The organism is Paracholeplasma morum (genome assembly GCF_016907055.1).
Classification (GTDB): Bacteria; Bacillota_I; Bacilli_A; order Acholeplasmatales; family UBA5453; genus Paracholeplasma; species Paracholeplasma morum.
The window spans coordinates 1-17,693 of sequence record NZ_JAFBBG010000020.1; the positions used below are offsets into that span (position 1 = coordinate 1).

The window sequence follows — 17,693 nt, forward strand, 5'->3', positions numbered from 1 at the left end:
GGTCACCTTGGCTTTCAGTAGAGTGCAGAAACGTGTATGAATACACCTTTATTATAACATTATTTATTATGTTTTGTAAATATAAAATAAATCAATTCATCCCACCACCTATAGAGGTAGGGGACTTCTTGATTGGGGTGTTAAAAGTGTCACATTTGATAGTGTGATATTCGAGCAAATTGTCTTTTATGGTATTGTATTTGTGGATTGTACATTTCTAGATGTGGTATTTGAAAATTGCGATTTATCAAACTTAGACTTAAATAAAATGGGGTTCACTCGAGTTATATTTAGAGACTCTAAGCTTTTGGGTACTTCTTTTACTGAATCCAGTTTTAAGGACGTGCTGTTTATTGGGGTAAAAACCATCTATCTAAATTTTTCGAAAGCCACATTCAATCAAGTTTTGTTTAAATCCTCTATTTTAGAAGAGACCTATTTTAGTGAACCCATCATCAAGGCCGTTTCATTTAGTGCTTGTGACTTAACAAGTTCTAACTTCAGTAAGGCAAACTTGCGTGGGGTTGACTTGAGTGATTCAATCATTGATCTAGTATCGTTTGATTATGAAAGCTTAAGAGGCCTAACGATAGATTCATTTCAAGCACCAATGTTAGTCAAACTACTTGGGGTAAAGGTAAAAGAATAGATAAAAGGCATGCGTTATGAGTCTTAACAGTCTCATATCCGCATGCCTTTGTTATTTTATTCAAATTGTGCTTGATACAGTTGATAGTAGAATCCTTTTGAATCGATTAAGGATTGGTGTTTACCTTGTTCGATGATGTTTCCATCTTTCATAACAAGAATCCAATCTGCATTTTGAATGGTAGATAATCTATGTGCAATCACAAAGCTGGTCTTATTCTCCATCAGTTGAAGCATTGCATGTTGGATATCTATTTCTGTTTGAGTATCAACGTTTGAGGTTGCTTCATCGAGGATTAACATCTTTGTATTAGAAAGCATTGCTCTGGCAATAACCAGTAATTGCTTTTGTCCTTTGGAAATATTTAGGCCTTCATCCGATAACACTTGATCATACCCATTAGGTAATGCCATGATAAAGTCATGAATCTTCGCTTTTTTAGCAGCTTCAATGACTGCTTCTTTCGACACTTCACCATTTCCATAGGCAATATTCTCATAAATGGTTCCGGTAAATAACCAAGTATCTTGTAATACCATTGAAAATGACCTTCTTAGACTGCTTCTGGTATAATCATCGATGCTGACTGAATCCGCATATATTGCCCCTTGGTCAATGTCATAAAAGCGCATGAGTAAGTTAACTAATGTGGTTTTACCTGCACCGGTTGGACCTACGATTGCGACAACTTTACCTTTTTCAGCATAGAAGGATAAATCTTTGATGATTGGCGTCTTTTTATCATATGAAAAATGTACATGGTCAAATTCAATTTGCCCCTCAACATTTTCATAAAGAACTGCAGTTTCTTTATCTTTCACTTCTGGTTTTTGGTCAATGAGATTAAATACTCTTTCTGCCGCTGCTAGGGCACTTTGAATGTCTGCGAATATATTAGACATTTGGTTAATTGGACCAGAGAACCTTCTAGAATAGAGTGTAAAGCTTGTAAGGGTGCCTAGTTTAATATTGCCTTGGAAGTATAAAATACCTCCAAACACCCCAACTAGGGTCACAGATAAGTTTGAAATAAAGTTAACGGTTGGTCCGACGATGGTACCGTAGTAGCCTGCTTTATAAGAAGCTTCACTGGCTTCTTCATTGATTCGATCAAAGCGCTCCAATACGCGCTTTTCACCAACATAGGATTGAATGGTTTTTTGACCTGTAATCATTTCTTCAGCAAACCCATTAAGTTCGCCAAGTTTCATATTTCTGATACGGTATTTTTTCTTGACAATCTTTGATAACGTCTTCGTAAAGAAGAAAGATAGTGGGATTGTAAGGATGAAGATTAAAGACAATATAGGTGACATGATTAACATCATCACAAACGAAATAACGACGGTGATTAGACTTGTGAAAATACTAATCACATCTGTCGCAAGCGAGGTATTAATCGTATCGATGTCATAACTCATTTTAGAGATGATATCCCCGGTTTGGTTGGTGTCAAAATAGCTTACTGGGACTTCGGTGAGTTTTTTAAAGACATCCTTGCGCATCTTATAAACGACACTTTGGCTGATTTTAACCATGGCAATCGATAAAATATAGTTCATTATGGCACTGATTACATAGAATAAGACCATTAAAACCGCGTAGATGTATACTTCCTTAAACTTAACACCATCTTCCATCGATGTAACAATTTTACCTGTTAAGAATGGACCGACTAAAGATAATAAGTTTGAGACTAGCATTAAGAAGATTGCTAAAAAGAGTCTGGCTTTATAAAACGTTAGATAATCCCATAAACGTTTTAAAACGTACTTTTTGTTTTTGGCTTTTTGTGCGCCATCGTTTTGTTTTGCTCTTTGTTTTCCTGCGTACATCATACGGCAACACCACCCATCTGATGATTGGCAAGTTTTTGATAGTTTTCCGATGACTTCAAGAGTTCATCGTGCGTCCCTTTCGCAATAATCCGTCCTTGTTCCAATACTAAGATTAAATCTGCATCTTTGATGCTTGAAATACGTTGGGCTATAATGATTTTGGTTGTGTCATTTAAGGCGTCATTAAGCGCTTGCCTCATCTTCATATCGGTTTGATAATCCAGTGCACTTGAGGCGTCATCTAAGATGAGTAATTTTGGTTTCCCGGCAATTGCTCTTGCGATCAAGACACGTTGTTTTTGACCACCCGATAAGTTCATTCCACGTGTTGCCATTTGATTATCAAAGGCATCATCACGTTCATAAATGAACTCTGCTTGTGCAATTTTGGTTGCTAATTCTACATCCATTTGCTCGATTTTTGTTCGATTAAATTGGATGTTTTCATAGATGGATTCGCTAAAGATTAAGTCTTGTTGTAAAACCAGTCCAATGGTTTGTCTTAATGATTCGATTTTGAGCGACTTAATGTCTTTACCATAGTAAGAAATACGCCCTGAATCAATATCATAAAAACGCATTAAGAGGTTGATTAGTGTGGTCTTACCACTTCCTGTTGAGCCAATAATTCCAAGTGTTTGACCTTTATAGAGTTTAAAAGATATATTAGAAATATTGTCCTTTTGCTTATTGTATGAAAAACAGACATTGTTAAACTCGATATGTGGTTCTAAATCATATTCTTCTACTAATTCATTACCATCTAAGATGTCATCTTCAATTAAAAGAACCTCATCTACTCTTGCCCCAGAAGCCTGAGCACGAGAGATCATCACAAACACTCTTGTAATCGACATCATCGCGTTTAGAATTAGCGTAAAATAGGTAACAAATGCTGTTATATCGCCTTTTTGAATATAGTTTTGATCGATTCTATATGCCCCGAAGACTAAGACTAAAACGAGGCCAACGTTTACAATCGCATTCATGGTTGGATTAATCACTGCCATTGTGTAGTGTGCTTTCAGTTCACCTTTAACGGTTTGTGTATTATCCTTATCGAATCGTTCTTCTTCATGTTTACTCATCGATAAGGCTTTGATGACTCTAGCCCCCGTAATAAACTCTCTAACGGTTCTAATCAATTTATCGGTTTTAATTTGAATCTCTTTATAAAGGGGAATCCCTCTTTTTGAGACTCTAAATACTAAAATGCCTATGAAGGGTAATGTTGCTACCATGACTAAAGTCAGGATTGGGTCAACTAGAAATGACATGATGATTCCACCCAATAGTAATACTGGTGCTCTGACGCCAAGGCGCTGAATTCCGGCTGTAGCGTTATATAAATTGTAAGTGTCCGAAGTCATTCTAGAAATCAGTGAAGGTCTAGTAAAATGATCTACTTGTTTTGAGGATAATCCTTCGATTTTTTCGAATAGATCATGCCTTAATTGCTTGATGGCACTAGCAGCAATTCTTTCAGCAGTACGGTTAGCAACAATGTTCATAATCCACCCGACTAATGCGATTGCAAGCATCAACAGTCCAACTAGATAAAATGGCATTAAATTGCCCGTTTCAGTCTTTGGAATAACATCGTCAATCATGTAGGCGATTAAAAACGGTAAAAAAAGGTCTGCCATTGTCCCTAGCGATTTTAGGGTTAATGAGACCGATAATGTCTTCTTATATGGTTTTAACAATTGTAATATTTTTTTCATTATAACACTTCCTTTATATATATTATCATATTTGGGTTGAAATTACCGTTTTGATTTTGTATAATAAGTTTGCTGCCCTCATAGTTAAATGGTATAACGCAGCCATGGTAAGGCTGTGTTGCAAGTTCGATTCTCGCTGAGGGCACCATTTATATCCAATCAAATGACTCCACTAGAGTCATTTTTCTTTTATAGAGAAAACGATAACTGTTCTAAATTAATAGGCTATAAAACAATAATTATCCGTTATAATTAACTAAAGGATGTGTTTACAATGCTGTATAATGAGAAAAAAATCACACTAAAGAACGGTCATATCGTTACCTTAAGGAACGCGTTAGTTGAAGATGCGTCTAGACTATTAAGTTTCGTCAGACAACTTGCCTCTGAAACAGAATACATACTAACTTATCCAGAAGAATACGATTCAATCTCCATCGAATCTGAAGGAGCTTTTATCAACCGGACTTTTCAATCACCAAACGACTTGATGATTACTTGTCTGTCTAATGACGGTGCTATTATCGCTAACTGCCATATGAGTTATAAAACCAAACTAAAGAACAAACATAGAGCGGTGATGGGCATTGGAATACTAAAAGCGTATTGGAATCTTGGACTGGGTCAAACCTTAATTAGTGAGATGATTAGGGTTGCAAAATCCGATAACATTGAACAACTTGAACTTGAAGTAATTGAAACCAATGATAGAGGCATTAGGCTTTATGAAAAAATGGGATTTGTGACGACTTCTTTTATTCCGAATGCCATCAAGCTTAAAGACGGACGTATATTGAAAGAATTCTATATGATTAAGGACTTAAGAGATGAAAATGCCAAATGACGTGCATTTTCATTTTTTATTACATAAAGGGATTTCACCTTAATAAAGGCGTAAAAACCGTTTATAGTATGATTGCGTTTTCATAAATTTAGTAAAGCGTTTTCGTTATTCATTGTAATAATAAACGATTTATAATGAAGGCATAAAGAAACGAAAGGAAACTGAATATGCAAACCGTAAAGGAACAAAAAGAGGTAGCACTTTTATCCGCTACTGCCGAGATTGATTCTTTAGTTACGAATGCAAAAGATGCTCTTGAGGCTTTTTACAAACTCGATCAAGATGCTATTGACCATATCGTAGCGAAGGTTTCTGTTGCTGCACTAAATGCACATGGTCATTTAGCTAAACTTGCAGTTGAAGAAACAAAAAGAGGTATTTTTGAAGACAAAGCAACCAAAAACTTATTTGCTGTTGAATATGTCATCAACCACATGAGACACTTAAAAACTGTAGGTGTCATTAAAGAGGATGAAGTAACTGGAATTACAGAAATCGCTGACCCAGTAGGGGTTGTTTGTGGAATTACGCCTGTTACAAACCCAACCGCAACGGTGATCTTTAAATCACTGATTGCCTTAAAAACTAGAAACCCGATTATTTTCGCTTTCCATCCAAGTGCTCAAAACTGTAGTACAGAAGCTGCACAGATTTGTAGAGAAGCTGCCATTTTAGCAGGGGCTCCAGAAAACTGTATTTCTTGGATATCTAACCCTTCGATTGAAAAAACAAACCTTTTAATGAACCATGAAGATGTTGCTACAATACTAGCAACTGGTGGTAACGCGATGGTTAAAGCCGCTTATAGTTGTGGTAAGCCTGCATTAGGGGTTGGTGCTGGTAACGTTCCAGCATACATCGAAAAATCTGCGAATATTAAACGTGCAGTCGCTGACATAATTCTATCTAAAGCGTTTGATAATGGAATGGTATGTGCTAGTGAACAAGCGGTAATTATGGATTCAGAAATCTATGATGAAACCATTAATGAATTCAAGACTTACGGCTTATATGTCTGCGATAAAAAAGAAAAAGCCTTACTAGAAGCTTATATGTTTAATGTCACTGACAAAAATTACGATGCAGCAAAGCTTAACCCAGTAGTGGTCGGGATGAGTGCCTATAACATCGCTAAAAACGCTGGATTTGAAATCCCTGAAAAAACCAATGTGATTGGGGTTATCTGTAATGAAGTAGGCGTAAAAGAACCTCTAACTAGAGAAAAACTGTCTCCAGTCATTGCTTTAATCAAGGCTAAGTCTTCAGATGAAGGCATAAAACTTAGTAGACAAATGGTTGAGTTTAATGGGTTAGGTCACAGTGCAGCTATCCATAGTGAAAACAAACAAATCGTAGAGAAGTTCTCTAAAACAATCAAAGCCATTCGCGTGCTTCACAATAGCCCATCAACATTTGGTGGAATCGGAGGCGTATACAATGCCTTAATTCCTTCATTGACCCTTGGGTGTGGGTCTTATGGTAAAAACTCCGTGGGCGATAACGTATATGCCATAAACCTACTAAACATTAAGAAAGTAGGTAAACGTAAAAATAATATGCAATGGTTTAAAATTCCCGGAAAGATATATTTCGAAAAAGATTCGATTGAGTATTTAAGACAAATGCGTGAGATGGAACGTGTATTCATCGTAACAGACCGTCAAATGGTTGATTTGGGGTATGTTCAAAAAGTCACTGACCAACTTAATTTAAGAAGAAATAAAGTCTCTGTTCAACTATTCTGTGATGTTGAACCAGATCCAAGCATTGACACTGTTATGAAAGGCTATGACATCATGAGAGCCTTTGAACCAGATACCATCATCGCTCTAGGTGGGGGCTCTCCAATGGATGCCGCGAAGGTCATGTGGTTATACTATGAAAATCCAAGTGTCAACTTTGATGATCTAAAACAAAAATTCTTAGACATTCGTAAACGTGCATTTAGATACCCAGAACTTGGTAAAAAATCTAAATTGGTTTGTATCCCAACTACTTCTGGTACAGGTAGTGAAGTCACTCCGTTTGCAGTTATTTCTGATAAAAAAGAAAATAAGAAATACCCACTTGCTGACTACTCATTAACCCCAACCATTGCAATCATTGACCCATCCTTAACAATGAGTCTACCAAAGAGCGTGACTGCAGATACAGGTATGGACGTCTTAACGCATGCCATTGAAGCTTACGTTTCAACCCTTGCAAATGACTATACAGATGCGCTTGCATTACAAGCGATTAAACTCGTGTTTGATTACTTAAAACGTTCTGTTGATAATGGTAAAAACGATCCACTAGCACGTGAAAAAATGCACAATGCTTCAACCATTGCCGGAATGGCTTTTGGTAATGCCTTCTTAGGTATCAGCCACTCTATGGCACATAAACTAGGGGCAGAATTCCATTTAATTCACGGTAGAACAAACGCAATTCTGTTACCTCATGTTATTAGATACAATGGTCAAAGACCTCAAAAACTATCTACTTGGCCAAAATATGAATCCTATGTAGCTGATGAAAAATACGCAACCATTGCGAGATTCTTAGGGTTGCCATTTAACACAACTGCTGAAGGGGTAAATGCACTTGCAGATGCAGTACATGAACTTGGAAAATCCATTGGAATCAAGATGTCTATTCAGGAACAAGGCGTTGAAGAAAAGCGCTACTTAGAAATGGCTGAGTCTTTAGCTTATCTAGCATATGAAGATCAATGTAGCCCAGCTAACCCAAGACTACCACTTGTAGCTGATATGAAAGAAATATTAATCAAAGCCTATTACGGCACAAAATAAGAAAACGAGCACATCTACTTAAAGGTGTGCTCGTTTTCTTATTTGTGTAATAGTAATACCATTTCTCTTAAAGTTTTTACTGCAACCGCATTGGAAGCCCCAGATGGGTCTAAATATGGGTTAAGTTCAACAAAGTCTGCACCAACGATATTATCAAGCGTTTCGAATAAATCGAATGCTTTTAATAAATCCTTGTATTGCATCCCACCTGGTTCAGGTGTACCTGTACCTGGGAAAACACCTGGATCAAGGACGTCTAAGTCGACTGTAATGTAGACTGGTTTACCTTTTAGTGAGTCTACTACTTCTTTTAAGCCTTCAAAGTCAAATTTGCGTAGGTGCGTGTTTCCTTTACCTGCCCATTCAAATTCGTGCTTGTCTCCAGAACGAATACCGAACTGGTAAATCTTGCCCGGTCCGACTAAGTCAAAACATCTTCTAATGACTGTGGCATGGGATAACTTACGACCAAAGAATTCGTCTCTTAAGTCAGTATGGGCATCCAAATGAATCATATGGACATCTGGATATTTCTCAACTACTGCTTTAAACACAGGTAACGTAACTAAATGTTCTCCACCAATCATCATTGGTTTTTTGTTGTCTTTAAGGATTGTCTTAGTTGTGTCATAAATCATATCTAGCGCATCTTCAACTAATCCAATTGGTAAGTCTAAATCGCCAATATCAGCGGTTCTATAATCTTTTAAATCCATGTTACGGTATGGTGAATACCACTCAATACCAAATGAATCTACACGAATTGCATTACCTGCAAAACGCGTACCTGGTCTAAATGAAGTGGTTGAATCCATTGGACAGGAAAAAATAACCACATCTGCTTCACTGTATTCCGATTTGCAACTTTGGAATGATAAATCTACTTTCTTAAAACTCATCTGAGTCCTCCCATTTAATCCAATTGTCTTTATCTATAACTTTAATATAGCCGTTATTAAGTTCCGAGAAGATGACTGATCCACTTTGTTGGTAAAAGTCTAAGTCTTCTAAAAATGATTCCTCAATGATTTCGCCTGGAATCAACAATGGAATTCCTGGAGGGTAAATCATGATGGATTCAGCAGATATCTCGTTGAGGGAATCTGCTAGAGGTACAATCTTGTGTGGTGCGTGGTATGCTTCGCGTGGTCTAACAAAAGGTTCTGGAAAATTGTAATGAAACTTAATTTTCTTTAAACTTGGTGTATCATCATAAAACTCATCTGATATTTGTTTTAGCGCATTGCAAAGTCTTTCTAAATCACTTCGATCGGTTGCCATTGTAATGATGGCTAAAACCAAATAGGTTTCAGCTAATTCTAATTGAATATCATAGCGGTCTTTTAACATTCTGTATACATCGAAACCTGTTAATCCTAGTTCGGAAACTTTAATGACCAGTTTTGTTTTGTCAAATCCGAAATCAAACCCACGTTTAACAGCGTAAGATTCATCGATTAACGAAATCCCTCTAATTGAGTTAAACTTTTCTGTCATCGATTCTCTAAGCTCCAAGGCTTTATGAATGCCTTCTTCGCCTTCAAAATACATTTGTTTTCTCGCAACGTCAAGACTCGCGAGTAAGAGTGCCGATGGAGAGGTTGAATGAATCATATTTAAAGTGGTTTGAAGTTTATTTTGATCCACTCGATCTCCTTTCGTTAAAAGGATCGAACTTTGTGTAAATGAAACACCTGTTTTATGCATCGAGGTTGCTGCGATATCTGCGCCTAAGTCCATCGCACTTTCAGGCAGTTCATTTGAAAAATAAAACTGTGCCCCATGCGCTTCATCTACTAAGACAAGCATGTCTTTCTCATGAGCATAGTCGGTGATTCTCTTTAAGTCTGAAACAATCCCAAAATAGGTTGGATTGATCACAAACACAGCTTTTGCATCTGGGTTATTGTCGATGGCTTTTTTCATTAACTCGAAGGAAACGCCATTAGCAATCCCTAAGTGATTATCCAAATCAGGTTTGACAAAGACAGGTACCGCTCCACTAAAAATAAGCGCATTAATGACACTTTTATGAACATTTCTAGGTAAAATGATCTTTTCTTTGGCTCTGACAGTCGCCATGATCATGGCGATAATCCCTCCGGTTGTTCCGGATGTTAGAAAATATGCTTTGTCTGCGTTGAATGCTTCTGCACAAAGTTGTTGTGCTTCCATAATAACGCCTGTTGGTTTAGATAAGGTATCTAGACCTCTAGGTGCGTTCGCATCCAATTGGTATATCTGTTTCCCAGCAAAATCGCTCAACTCATTTGGGCGTCTACCAAGTTTATGTCCTGGCACATCAAATGGAACGACATCTGATAAACCATATTCTTTTAGTTTTGTAAAAAAGGGAGTCTTTTGTTGTTTAATGTCCTTCAAATATATCAAAACCTTTCTTAAACGTATTTTAACATGAAATCATGCATATGACAGAAAAAAACACTTTGTAGATCGAAAATAATGATTTTAAAAAACCATTTTCTCGAGCATAACGGACGTTATCGTTAGTAATGAAGACACTATGAAAAAGACCCATGTAATCTTTGTACGGTTAATATGACTTTTCTTAAGTGTCTCATATACCAATATCGCCAATGAAACCAAGATAAACCCCTGATTAATCATTGACAATAGACTAAATAACGGGGTATGTGAAAGGTTTAATAATCGATGACTAAGAATGACGCTAAATAAAATCGTAGTAGAAAGAATAAATGTAATAATGTTTGTATGTTGACAGACTCTAAGAGTCATTTTGGATTGTTTCATATTTTTACCTCAAGTATGATAGTATCACATTTGATTCATTTTTCAATAAGGATTTTGCCGTGTTATAATGAAAGTGGTGGTTATATGAAAAAATACAGATTTCCGATATACGTTTTAGCTGCTTTACTATTAGGATTCATCACTAGTCCTCTTTTTCATAATGGGTACATAAGTGAGCTTTTTAGCAGTTTATTTAAATTGCCTTTTTATTTTCAGATACTTATTTTCTTATTGAGTTTCTTTTTATCTGTCTTCTTGCATGAACTCACACATTTAATCGCGTTCGTGATGAACGGGATGAAGATCAAAGCATTACTAGTTTTGTTCTTCGTCTTATCCAAAAATGAGGGGAAATGGCATTTCAAGTTCAACTTTAAACTGCTTAAATTAGGCGGTGGAATGGTTATGCCTGAAATAGATTCAATTAAGGAGGAATTGTCCTACTATAGATATGCAAAAGCAATCTCTAAGTCTTTAATCGCAGCGCCATTATTTACGATAATATATACTGCCTTGATTGTTATCATGAACTTAGTATTATTCCATACATCTCCATTCTTTACCCCATTTTCTTTATACACACTACTGTTTGGTGTTTTATTTACCTTAACATCAAATATCTCAACCGATGAGATATACGGTGATTTTAAAGCCTATAAGAAGTTTAATGAAGATCCATTGTTTAAAGCATCCATTATTACCCAATATACAAATAACCTGTCTTCTTATCATTTAAAGATGTTAGAAACTCAAATTGAGAAGTATCCAGTATCGGATTTCCCAAATGAGATACTACCCATTCTTTCAACCCTTTATGACTATTATGTATTCCAAGAAGATGAATGGATCGTACCACTTATAACACGTGCGTCATACATTCACACACACGCTTTTTTAATTAAGCGATTTGTTAGGAAAGAATCTTATATTCCACTAGCTCAATATATTCTATATTTTCTCGTTCGTTATGGGATGAAAGATAAAGCAGATACATTATTCGTCCACTTTAAAACACAGCTAGAGGCATTGAAGCTTCCAGTAATCACAAAGACCTATATTATGAAACAAACCGAACATGTCTTAGGTTATGCAGATCATAGTGCTTATTTAAAAGAAACCAAACACATTAGCCCTTCAAGATTCAGTTTTGTCTTTGAAGGTATTCCTGATTTCTTTAAGTCTGAAGAGAGCCATAATCAGGGTTTCAGCCTTTCTAACAAAATCCCCGCAATACCTCTTGAAAACGCATGATGAGTTATGATATAATTCATCATGCTGGTCCGGTGGTGTAGTGGTTAACATGCCAGTCTGTCACACTGGAGATCGCGGGTTCAATTCCCGTCCGGACCGCCACTTTGATTTTGCGTCGTTAGCTCAACTGGATAGAGCATCTGACTTCGGATCAGAGGGTTGAGGGTTCAAATCCTTTACGACGCGCCATATAATAATCTCGGGATGTAGCTTAGCTTGGTAGAGCGCCTGGTTTGGGACCAGGAGGTCGCAGGTTCAAATCCTGTCATCCCGACCACTATAATTTAAAAAATATGATAAAAAGAGTTGACAATAAAACTCATCCTTGTTATCATAATAATGCTGTGGGCGTAATATAATGGTTAATATACGTGCTTGCCAAGCATGATATGGGGGTTCGATTCCCCTCGCCCGCTCCAAAAATACCAATTAACGGCTAATTAAAGCCGTTTTTTATTTTTTATATCACCAAAAATCATCCTATATAATCGTTCTTTATTAAGCCTTTAATGATGGATATCAACACTTGAAACATAAAAAAAGTCGATTGCTCGACTTTTATGCATTATATCCATTCTTTGAAATGTTCTTGCTTAAGGCTACAAATGAGAAAACGAGTAACACAATACCAAGAATATAGTAGATCCATGCACTATTCGATAATTCTATGTTTGCATCTAAGGTTTTAAATAGAATAAGTGGAATGGTAATTAGTTTTGAAATCATGAATAATACGCCTAAGAAATCAGATCCAAATACATAGATTACCAATGGTAATACTAGTAGATATAGTGCATTTGGAACACTTTGATAAAGCAATGAATATGCTAAATACCCAAATAGGACACCTATTTCGATATTATAGTTCTTCTTAGAGGTCTTTGGATTATCAAATAAGTAGGAAATCACCATCATAATTAAGAATACAGTGATAACCAATCTTAATGCTACATAACCATCAAGGTTGATGCCATTATCAAAGATTCCAAATAACCAATTTGCAAACTCCATAATCCCGTTTGGATAGAATGTGATTAATACTAATAAGAAACTGACTAAGCCTTTTGACTTATACATTGCCCAAATCGCAATGAAACTGATGATTAGTAGTGGTATGTACTGAATGAGCGAGTCAATGAAATTGAATTTGTCATTGATGCGTTCATATACGCCGTAAAACGTCAAAAGCACAACAATAATCAGTTGAACTAATTCTGGTAAAGCCTTATGTAACTTCATAAAATAATCTCCTTATATTTTTACCCTAAAATAGGGGTTTTAACGTGTTTTGTCCACCATTTGGTGATAAGATACTTTAGCTTGTAAAAACGTCTCTAAATCATGAAGAATGTGGAATAATAACGCACGTTCTTCAAACTCATCTCTGGTTACAGGAAGCGGTTTAGTCTTAAACTCTTCTCGTAGGTTATTGAGGGATACTAATAATGGTCGTGCCATATTATCTTTACCAATCCCATCTTTGACTTTTGATAAGAACTCGATGATTGTATGTTTGTATTCCGTTTTAATAACCTTAAATAAGTCATTTTGAATTTCTACCAATACACGAAGTTGTTCCTTCCTCATAATAACATACTCGATGTTCATATCTTTAGGTGAGAATAACTTGTTTTCTGATTCTCTTTGAATTCTAGACATCGCTTTTTCAATAAGAACCGATAACGCACTAAAATTAGGTTTAACCTCATTAACGATATCACTAATACTATTTCTAAGTTCTTGGTCGATCGAATTTATTTCTAGTTCTATTCTTTTTTGAAAACTCGGCATGTATAAGTTAATCAGTAATGCAATAATCACGCCAACTAATAAAATGTATACAGCATTCAAGGCAAGACTGAGATTCGCCCCTAAAAGAATATGTGACACTAACACGGTTGTGACTACGATGCCATCGTCTACCTTTAGATAGAAAGCAAGCGGTACGAATAAAAATAAAGCTAGAATGAATGCATATAACTCAAATCCTAATAGTTTAAAGACGACAACCGATATGGTTAATCCAATCAATGAAGCAATTACACGCTTAATGGCGATATTGATCGATTGTCGTTTGGTTTTTTGAATGGATAGTATGACGATTACGCCTGCAGTAACACTATAAGATAGTCCTAATAGCTCGGACAACTCAATAGCAATAAATGCGCCAAAAACCATTTTAAGCGCTTGTATCATCCATGGTTTCATGTTTGTCCTCTTTCATAAAAAACCAGCTATTTCTTGCTGGTATTTTTGTATTCCTTATATAGTTCATAACATTCCATGACATATGAGTGGTCAAATGGAAGTTCTTTATTCTCAATCATTTTGATTAAGTCTTGTAGTTCTTTCTCGACAATCTCTTTAATGTCATCCGAATAACGGAACTTGAGTTGATGTTTTAAATACTCATCCTCGTCCAAAATTTTAAGTGATCCATCTCGTGAGACTCTAACATCCAAATCATAATCTATGTATTTCACCGCTTCACCATCATAAAGATAAGGACTCGAGAGGTTACAATAATAATAGATGCCATCGGATTTTAACATACCAATTACGTTAAACCATTTGTCTTTGAAAAAGTAACAGATTGCAGGTTCCTTAGTCATCCAGTTTCTGCCATCTGACTCAATCACTCTGGTTTTATAATTTCCGAGAATAAGACAATTCTCAGTTTGTTTGATCACGGTTGCCGTTCTCCAAATTCGATGTAGTGTTTTGTTGTGTTTATAACTATGAATTTGGACGGCGTCACCAACATTCAGTGGTTTCATAAAACTCACCTCCATAAATTACATTTATTATATCATGAATCCGTAACCAGCTAAAATGATTTATATATAAATGATCAGAGAAAACGAATGATAGTAGAAATATATACTCAAAATAAATATGCATAAAATATTATCATTCATACTAAAAATATGTATTGAATATATTTATATAACAAAAAACGGCTTTATTAAGCCGTTATTATTTACATGGTGTGGATAATGAGATTTGAACTCACACAGCCTAAAAGCCACATGCCCCTCAAACATGCGCGTCTACCATTCCGCCATATCCACAAAGTAAAGGGTATAACCTAAATTATACCCATTGAATGTTTACTCAACTGCTACTATATAAGCGTAAATATCTTGTTTACCATTGATAATTTCGACTTCAATATCTTCGTTAATGGTTAGTAGGTATTCCTTAACCAATTGAACTTCAGATTCTTCAACGTCTTTACCAAAGAATAGTGTAACAATCTCGGATGTCTCCTTAACAATCGAGTCTAATAAGCCTTTAATAGCTTCTAAACGATTTGGAATGGATACTAAGATGTTTCCTTTTGAAATACCGATGAAATCGCCTTTTTGGATCTTTACACCGTTCATTTCTGTATCTCGAACTGCATAGGTTAATTCACCTGTAGTCATATTTGAGATAATTTCGCTCATAGATTCAATATTATCATCAACTTCTTGTGTATTATCAAATACCATTAGTGATGCATAACCTTGTCCAACACTCTTAGTCTTTAAGACACGAATGTTTTCGTCTTCACAAAGGGTTAATGTTTGTTCAGCAGATAGAATTACGTTAGAGTTATTAGGTAAAATGATGACATTTTCAGCATTAACAGCTTTTACAGCCTTAATAAACTCTTCTGTAGGTGGGTTCATTGTTTGTCCACCATCAATGATGTAGTCTACGCCAAGTTCTTTGAAAGCTTGTTTAATGCCATCTCCAAAGCATACAGCGATAACACCATATTTAGAACGTTCTTCTTTAACAGTTTGATAGCTTTCTTCTTTATGGTCATGATTGTGGTCATGTTCATGAAGACTATCAACCACTTGACCGTGTTGTAATCTCATGTTTTCAACCTTCATTGTTTGAAGATCACCATATTTTTGACCTAAAGTGATTGCAACACCTGGTTGGTTAGTATGTACGTGTACTTTTACAAGTTCTTCGTCTTGAACTAACACTAAAGAATCCCCCATTTGAAGTAGGGTATTTCTTAGATTCTCTTGGTCAAAGTCTTGAATGTTATGTAATTTAACAATAAATTCTGTACAATAACCGAATTCAATGTTGAAATCTTCGATATTCTTACCTTGGAAGCCTTCTTCGTGTTGAGGTACTTCTTGAACATCTTGTTTTAAGGCTAATGTTTGGCCTTGTGCAGCCAATAACATACCTTCGATGATCTTAATAAAACCAGCTCCACCCGAGTCAACTACACCAGCTTGTTTTAATACTGGTAATAATTCTGGGGTCTTGTCTAGAGATCTTTGAGCTTGAATTAAGTAGCATTGTAATACGTCTTCAACCGATTTTAGTTTTGGTCTTTCACGTAGTACATTTTCTGCAGCTTCTCTAACAACTGTTAGAATGGTTCCTTCAACGGGTGTCATAACGGCACGATAAGCCATTTGGTATCCACCAACTAAAGCAGCGATGAATTCATCGACTGTTGCTGATCCATTTTTGATTTTTGCCATTTCGCTATAAACGCCACGGAAAAACTGCGATAGAATAACACCAGAGTTGCCTCTAGCGCCCATTAGTAATCCTCTTGATAGAATTTTTGATACATCCACGATAGACTTAGAATCAAGCGCTGATACTTCTTTTACGCCCGCCATCATTGTCATTTGCATGTTTGTACCTGTATCGCCATCCGGTACCGGAAATACGTTTAAGTGATTGATTTCTTGATGATTGTTCTTAAGGTTAATTGCACCGTTGGTTACCATTTTCTTAAATAGTGAACCGCTGACTGTGTTTGCCATTTGTAATCCTCCTGATTAATCAAAATGACTTTAAGGTGATGAAATTTTCGATATATTTAGATCCTTATATTAAGGGTTAAAGGCATTATTAATTATTATTTTTTAAAGGCTTTTTCAGTATATCATGAATATTTTGAAATTGCAACTATATCATGATACGTCTATATTATATCATATTAGAGAGTAAATATTTCAACTATTTTAGAGTGAGAAAAATAACTAAAATGATTTTGCCACTTTATCGCTTAATTGCGCTGTAAAGCCTCATATAATATGAATAATAACTTGTGAATTACTTAATTAGAGATGCGCCTACGCACATGCACATGTGCGGAGTAATTCAGTAGAATACCGAACAATTATCCAATCATCAAATAAACGATGTTGTTTATCAATTAGAAACAAGTGTATGCTATTTTTTATAGTTTTAACGCAAAATCAGTTGCTTTTTATTTTATACTATGTTATAGTTTTCATGCGCGAAGTAAAGGAGTGAAATTATGGCAAAATGTTATTTAACAGGTAAAGGTACTTCCTTTGGTAATACAAGATCCCACGCACTAAATGCATCTAGACGTACATGGAAAATTAATTTACAAACAGTAAGAATCATCGATGAAGATGGTAATGTTAAAAAAGTTAAAGTTTCTGCACGTGCACTTAAAAAGGGTACACTTACAAGAGCTTAAAAAAAATAAGGCCAATAGCCTTTTTTTTTTCTGACGAGTGGTGAAGAGTGTTGGTCACGTGTAGGATTGATATCTTAACAAAGACAACATCTCACCATCCAAAAACTGATGACAATTGAATACTAAAATATGATATAATGACAATGCCAAACAATATTAAAAAAGGAACTATAAAAGCGAGTATTTTATCCTTGAATTGTTTGGCGACGTTCCTGGGGATAAAGTACTCGCTTTTGTAGTCTAGGAACGTTCTATGTCAAATTTAACTTATTGCCCAACCTGTGGGCATCCATCCATCAAACATGGGAGAACTAAAACAGGTGTTCAGAGGTATTTTTGTC

The 17,693-nt window shown here is 35.8% G+C and carries 15 protein-coding genes and 6 tRNA genes; 11 read left to right on the plus strand and 10 right to left on the minus strand.

The features are described from left to right. The first annotated feature begins 202 nt into the window (after positions 1-202). A complete protein-coding gene (locus JN09_RS07145) occupies positions 203-649 on the plus strand; it encodes a pentapeptide repeat-containing protein (RefSeq protein WP_204434366.1) in 447 nt (148 codons plus the stop codon). Positions 650-705: 56 nt separating this feature from the next. Here JN09_RS07145 and JN09_RS07150 read toward each other — a convergent pair whose 3' ends face one another. Further along, positions 706-2,487, minus strand: coding sequence for an ABC transporter ATP-binding protein (locus tag JN09_RS07150; RefSeq protein WP_235985214.1), 1,782 nt, complete (start codon positions 2,485-2,487; stop codon positions 706-708). Then, positions 2,484-4,211 (minus strand): ABC transporter ATP-binding protein, encoded by a 1,728-nt coding sequence (locus JN09_RS07155; protein WP_204434368.1) that lies wholly within the window; start codon positions 4,209-4,211, stop codon positions 2,484-2,486. The genes JN09_RS07150 and JN09_RS07155 overlap by 4 nt, the downstream gene beginning before the upstream one ends. A gap of 74 nt (positions 4,212-4,285) precedes the next feature. On the opposite strand from JN09_RS07155, the gene JN09_RS07160 reads away from it, so the two are divergent. The 3 genes from JN09_RS07160 to adhE all read left to right on the plus strand — a co-directional run bounded on the left by JN09_RS07160 (position 4,286) and on the right by adhE (position 7,850). Then, a tRNA-Thr gene (locus JN09_RS07160) sits at positions 4,286-4,359 on the plus strand. A gap of 126 nt (positions 4,360-4,485) precedes the next feature. Next, positions 4,486-5,055, plus strand: a complete 570-nt coding sequence (locus JN09_RS07165; RefSeq protein ID WP_204434370.1) for a GNAT family N-acetyltransferase — start codon at positions 4,486-4,488, stop codon at positions 5,053-5,055. A gap of 167 nt (positions 5,056-5,222) precedes the next feature. Then, positions 5,223-7,850, plus strand: a complete 2,628-nt coding sequence (gene adhE / locus JN09_RS07170) for a bifunctional acetaldehyde-CoA/alcohol dehydrogenase (protein ID WP_204434371.1) — start codon at positions 5,223-5,225, stop codon at positions 7,848-7,850. Between the two features lie 38 nt (positions 7,851-7,888). Here the strand turns inward: adhE and speB are convergent, their stop codons facing one another. The 3 genes from speB to JN09_RS07185 form a co-directional block, all read right to left on the minus strand. Continuing rightward, positions 7,889-8,749 carry an agmatinase gene (gene speB / locus JN09_RS07175; RefSeq protein ID WP_204434373.1) on the minus strand — a complete coding sequence of 287 codons (861 nt, stop codon included), beginning with the start codon at positions 8,747-8,749 and terminating at the stop codon, positions 7,889-7,891. Further along, positions 8,739-10,232 (minus strand): aminotransferase class I/II-fold pyridoxal phosphate-dependent enzyme, encoded by a 1,494-nt coding sequence (locus JN09_RS07180; protein WP_204434375.1) that lies wholly within the window; start codon positions 10,230-10,232, stop codon positions 8,739-8,741. The genes speB and JN09_RS07180 overlap by 11 nt, the downstream gene beginning before the upstream one ends. Before the next feature lie 87 nt (positions 10,233-10,319). Next, positions 10,320-10,622, minus strand: a complete 303-nt coding sequence (locus JN09_RS07185; RefSeq protein WP_204434377.1) for a hypothetical protein — start codon at positions 10,620-10,622, stop codon at positions 10,320-10,322. An 84-nt stretch (positions 10,623-10,706) separates the two neighbouring features. Between JN09_RS07185 and JN09_RS07190 the strand changes: the two genes are divergently transcribed. From JN09_RS07190 to JN09_RS07210, 5 genes are all read left to right on the plus strand, one after another. After that, positions 10,707-11,873 carry a site-2 protease family protein gene (locus JN09_RS07190; protein ID WP_204434379.1) on the plus strand — a complete coding sequence of 389 codons (1,167 nt, stop codon included), beginning with the start codon at positions 10,707-10,709 and terminating at the stop codon, positions 11,871-11,873. 26 nt (positions 11,874-11,899) lie between these two features. Then, positions 11,900-11,975 (plus strand) — tRNA-Asp (locus JN09_RS07195). 10 nt (positions 11,976-11,985) lie between these two features. Further along, positions 11,986-12,062: transfer RNA gene (locus JN09_RS07200), tRNA-Arg, on the plus strand. Between the two features lie 11 nt (positions 12,063-12,073). Beyond that, positions 12,074-12,150, plus strand: a tRNA-Pro gene (locus JN09_RS07205). Between the two features lie 67 nt (positions 12,151-12,217). After that, positions 12,218-12,292: transfer RNA gene (locus JN09_RS07210), tRNA-Gly, on the plus strand. Positions 12,293-12,431: 139 nt separating this feature from the next. Here the strand turns inward: JN09_RS07210 and JN09_RS07215 are convergent. The 5 genes from JN09_RS07215 to fakA form a co-directional block, all read right to left on the minus strand. Then, entirely contained in the window at positions 12,432-13,112 is a 681-nt protein-coding gene (locus tag JN09_RS07215; RefSeq protein ID WP_204434381.1) for a hypothetical protein, read from the minus strand. A gap of 39 nt (positions 13,113-13,151) precedes the next feature. Further along, positions 13,152-14,081: an aromatic acid exporter family protein gene (locus JN09_RS07220; protein WP_204434383.1), complete on the minus strand. Its 930-nt coding sequence runs from the start codon at positions 14,079-14,081 to the stop codon at positions 13,152-13,154. Positions 14,082-14,107: 26 nt separating this feature from the next. Beyond that, positions 14,108-14,650, minus strand: coding sequence for a DUF402 domain-containing protein (locus JN09_RS07225; RefSeq protein WP_204434385.1), 543 nt, complete (start codon positions 14,648-14,650; stop codon positions 14,108-14,110). A 208-nt stretch (positions 14,651-14,858) separates the two neighbouring features. Continuing rightward, positions 14,859-14,944: transfer RNA gene (locus JN09_RS07230), tRNA-Leu, on the minus strand. Between the two features lie 39 nt (positions 14,945-14,983). Further along, on the minus strand, positions 14,984-16,663 hold the full coding sequence (fakA, locus tag JN09_RS07235) for a DAK2 domain-containing protein (protein ID WP_204434388.1): 1,680 nt from the start codon (positions 16,661-16,663) through the stop codon (positions 14,984-14,986). A 500-nt stretch (positions 16,664-17,163) separates the two neighbouring features. Here fakA and rpmB point away from each other — a divergent pair, with 500 nt between their 5' ends. Together rpmB and JN09_RS07745 are read left to right on the plus strand one after the other, a co-directional pair. Next, complete coding sequence (rpmB, locus tag JN09_RS07240; RefSeq protein ID WP_204434390.1) at positions 17,164-17,352, plus strand: 50S ribosomal protein L28; 189 nt, start codon at positions 17,164-17,166, stop codon at positions 17,350-17,352. 253 nt (positions 17,353-17,605) lie between these two features. Next, positions 17,606-17,693: IS1/IS1595 family N-terminal zinc-binding domain-containing protein (locus tag JN09_RS07745; RefSeq protein WP_444850776.1), on the plus strand; the 88-nt coding region annotated here is incomplete at its 3' end.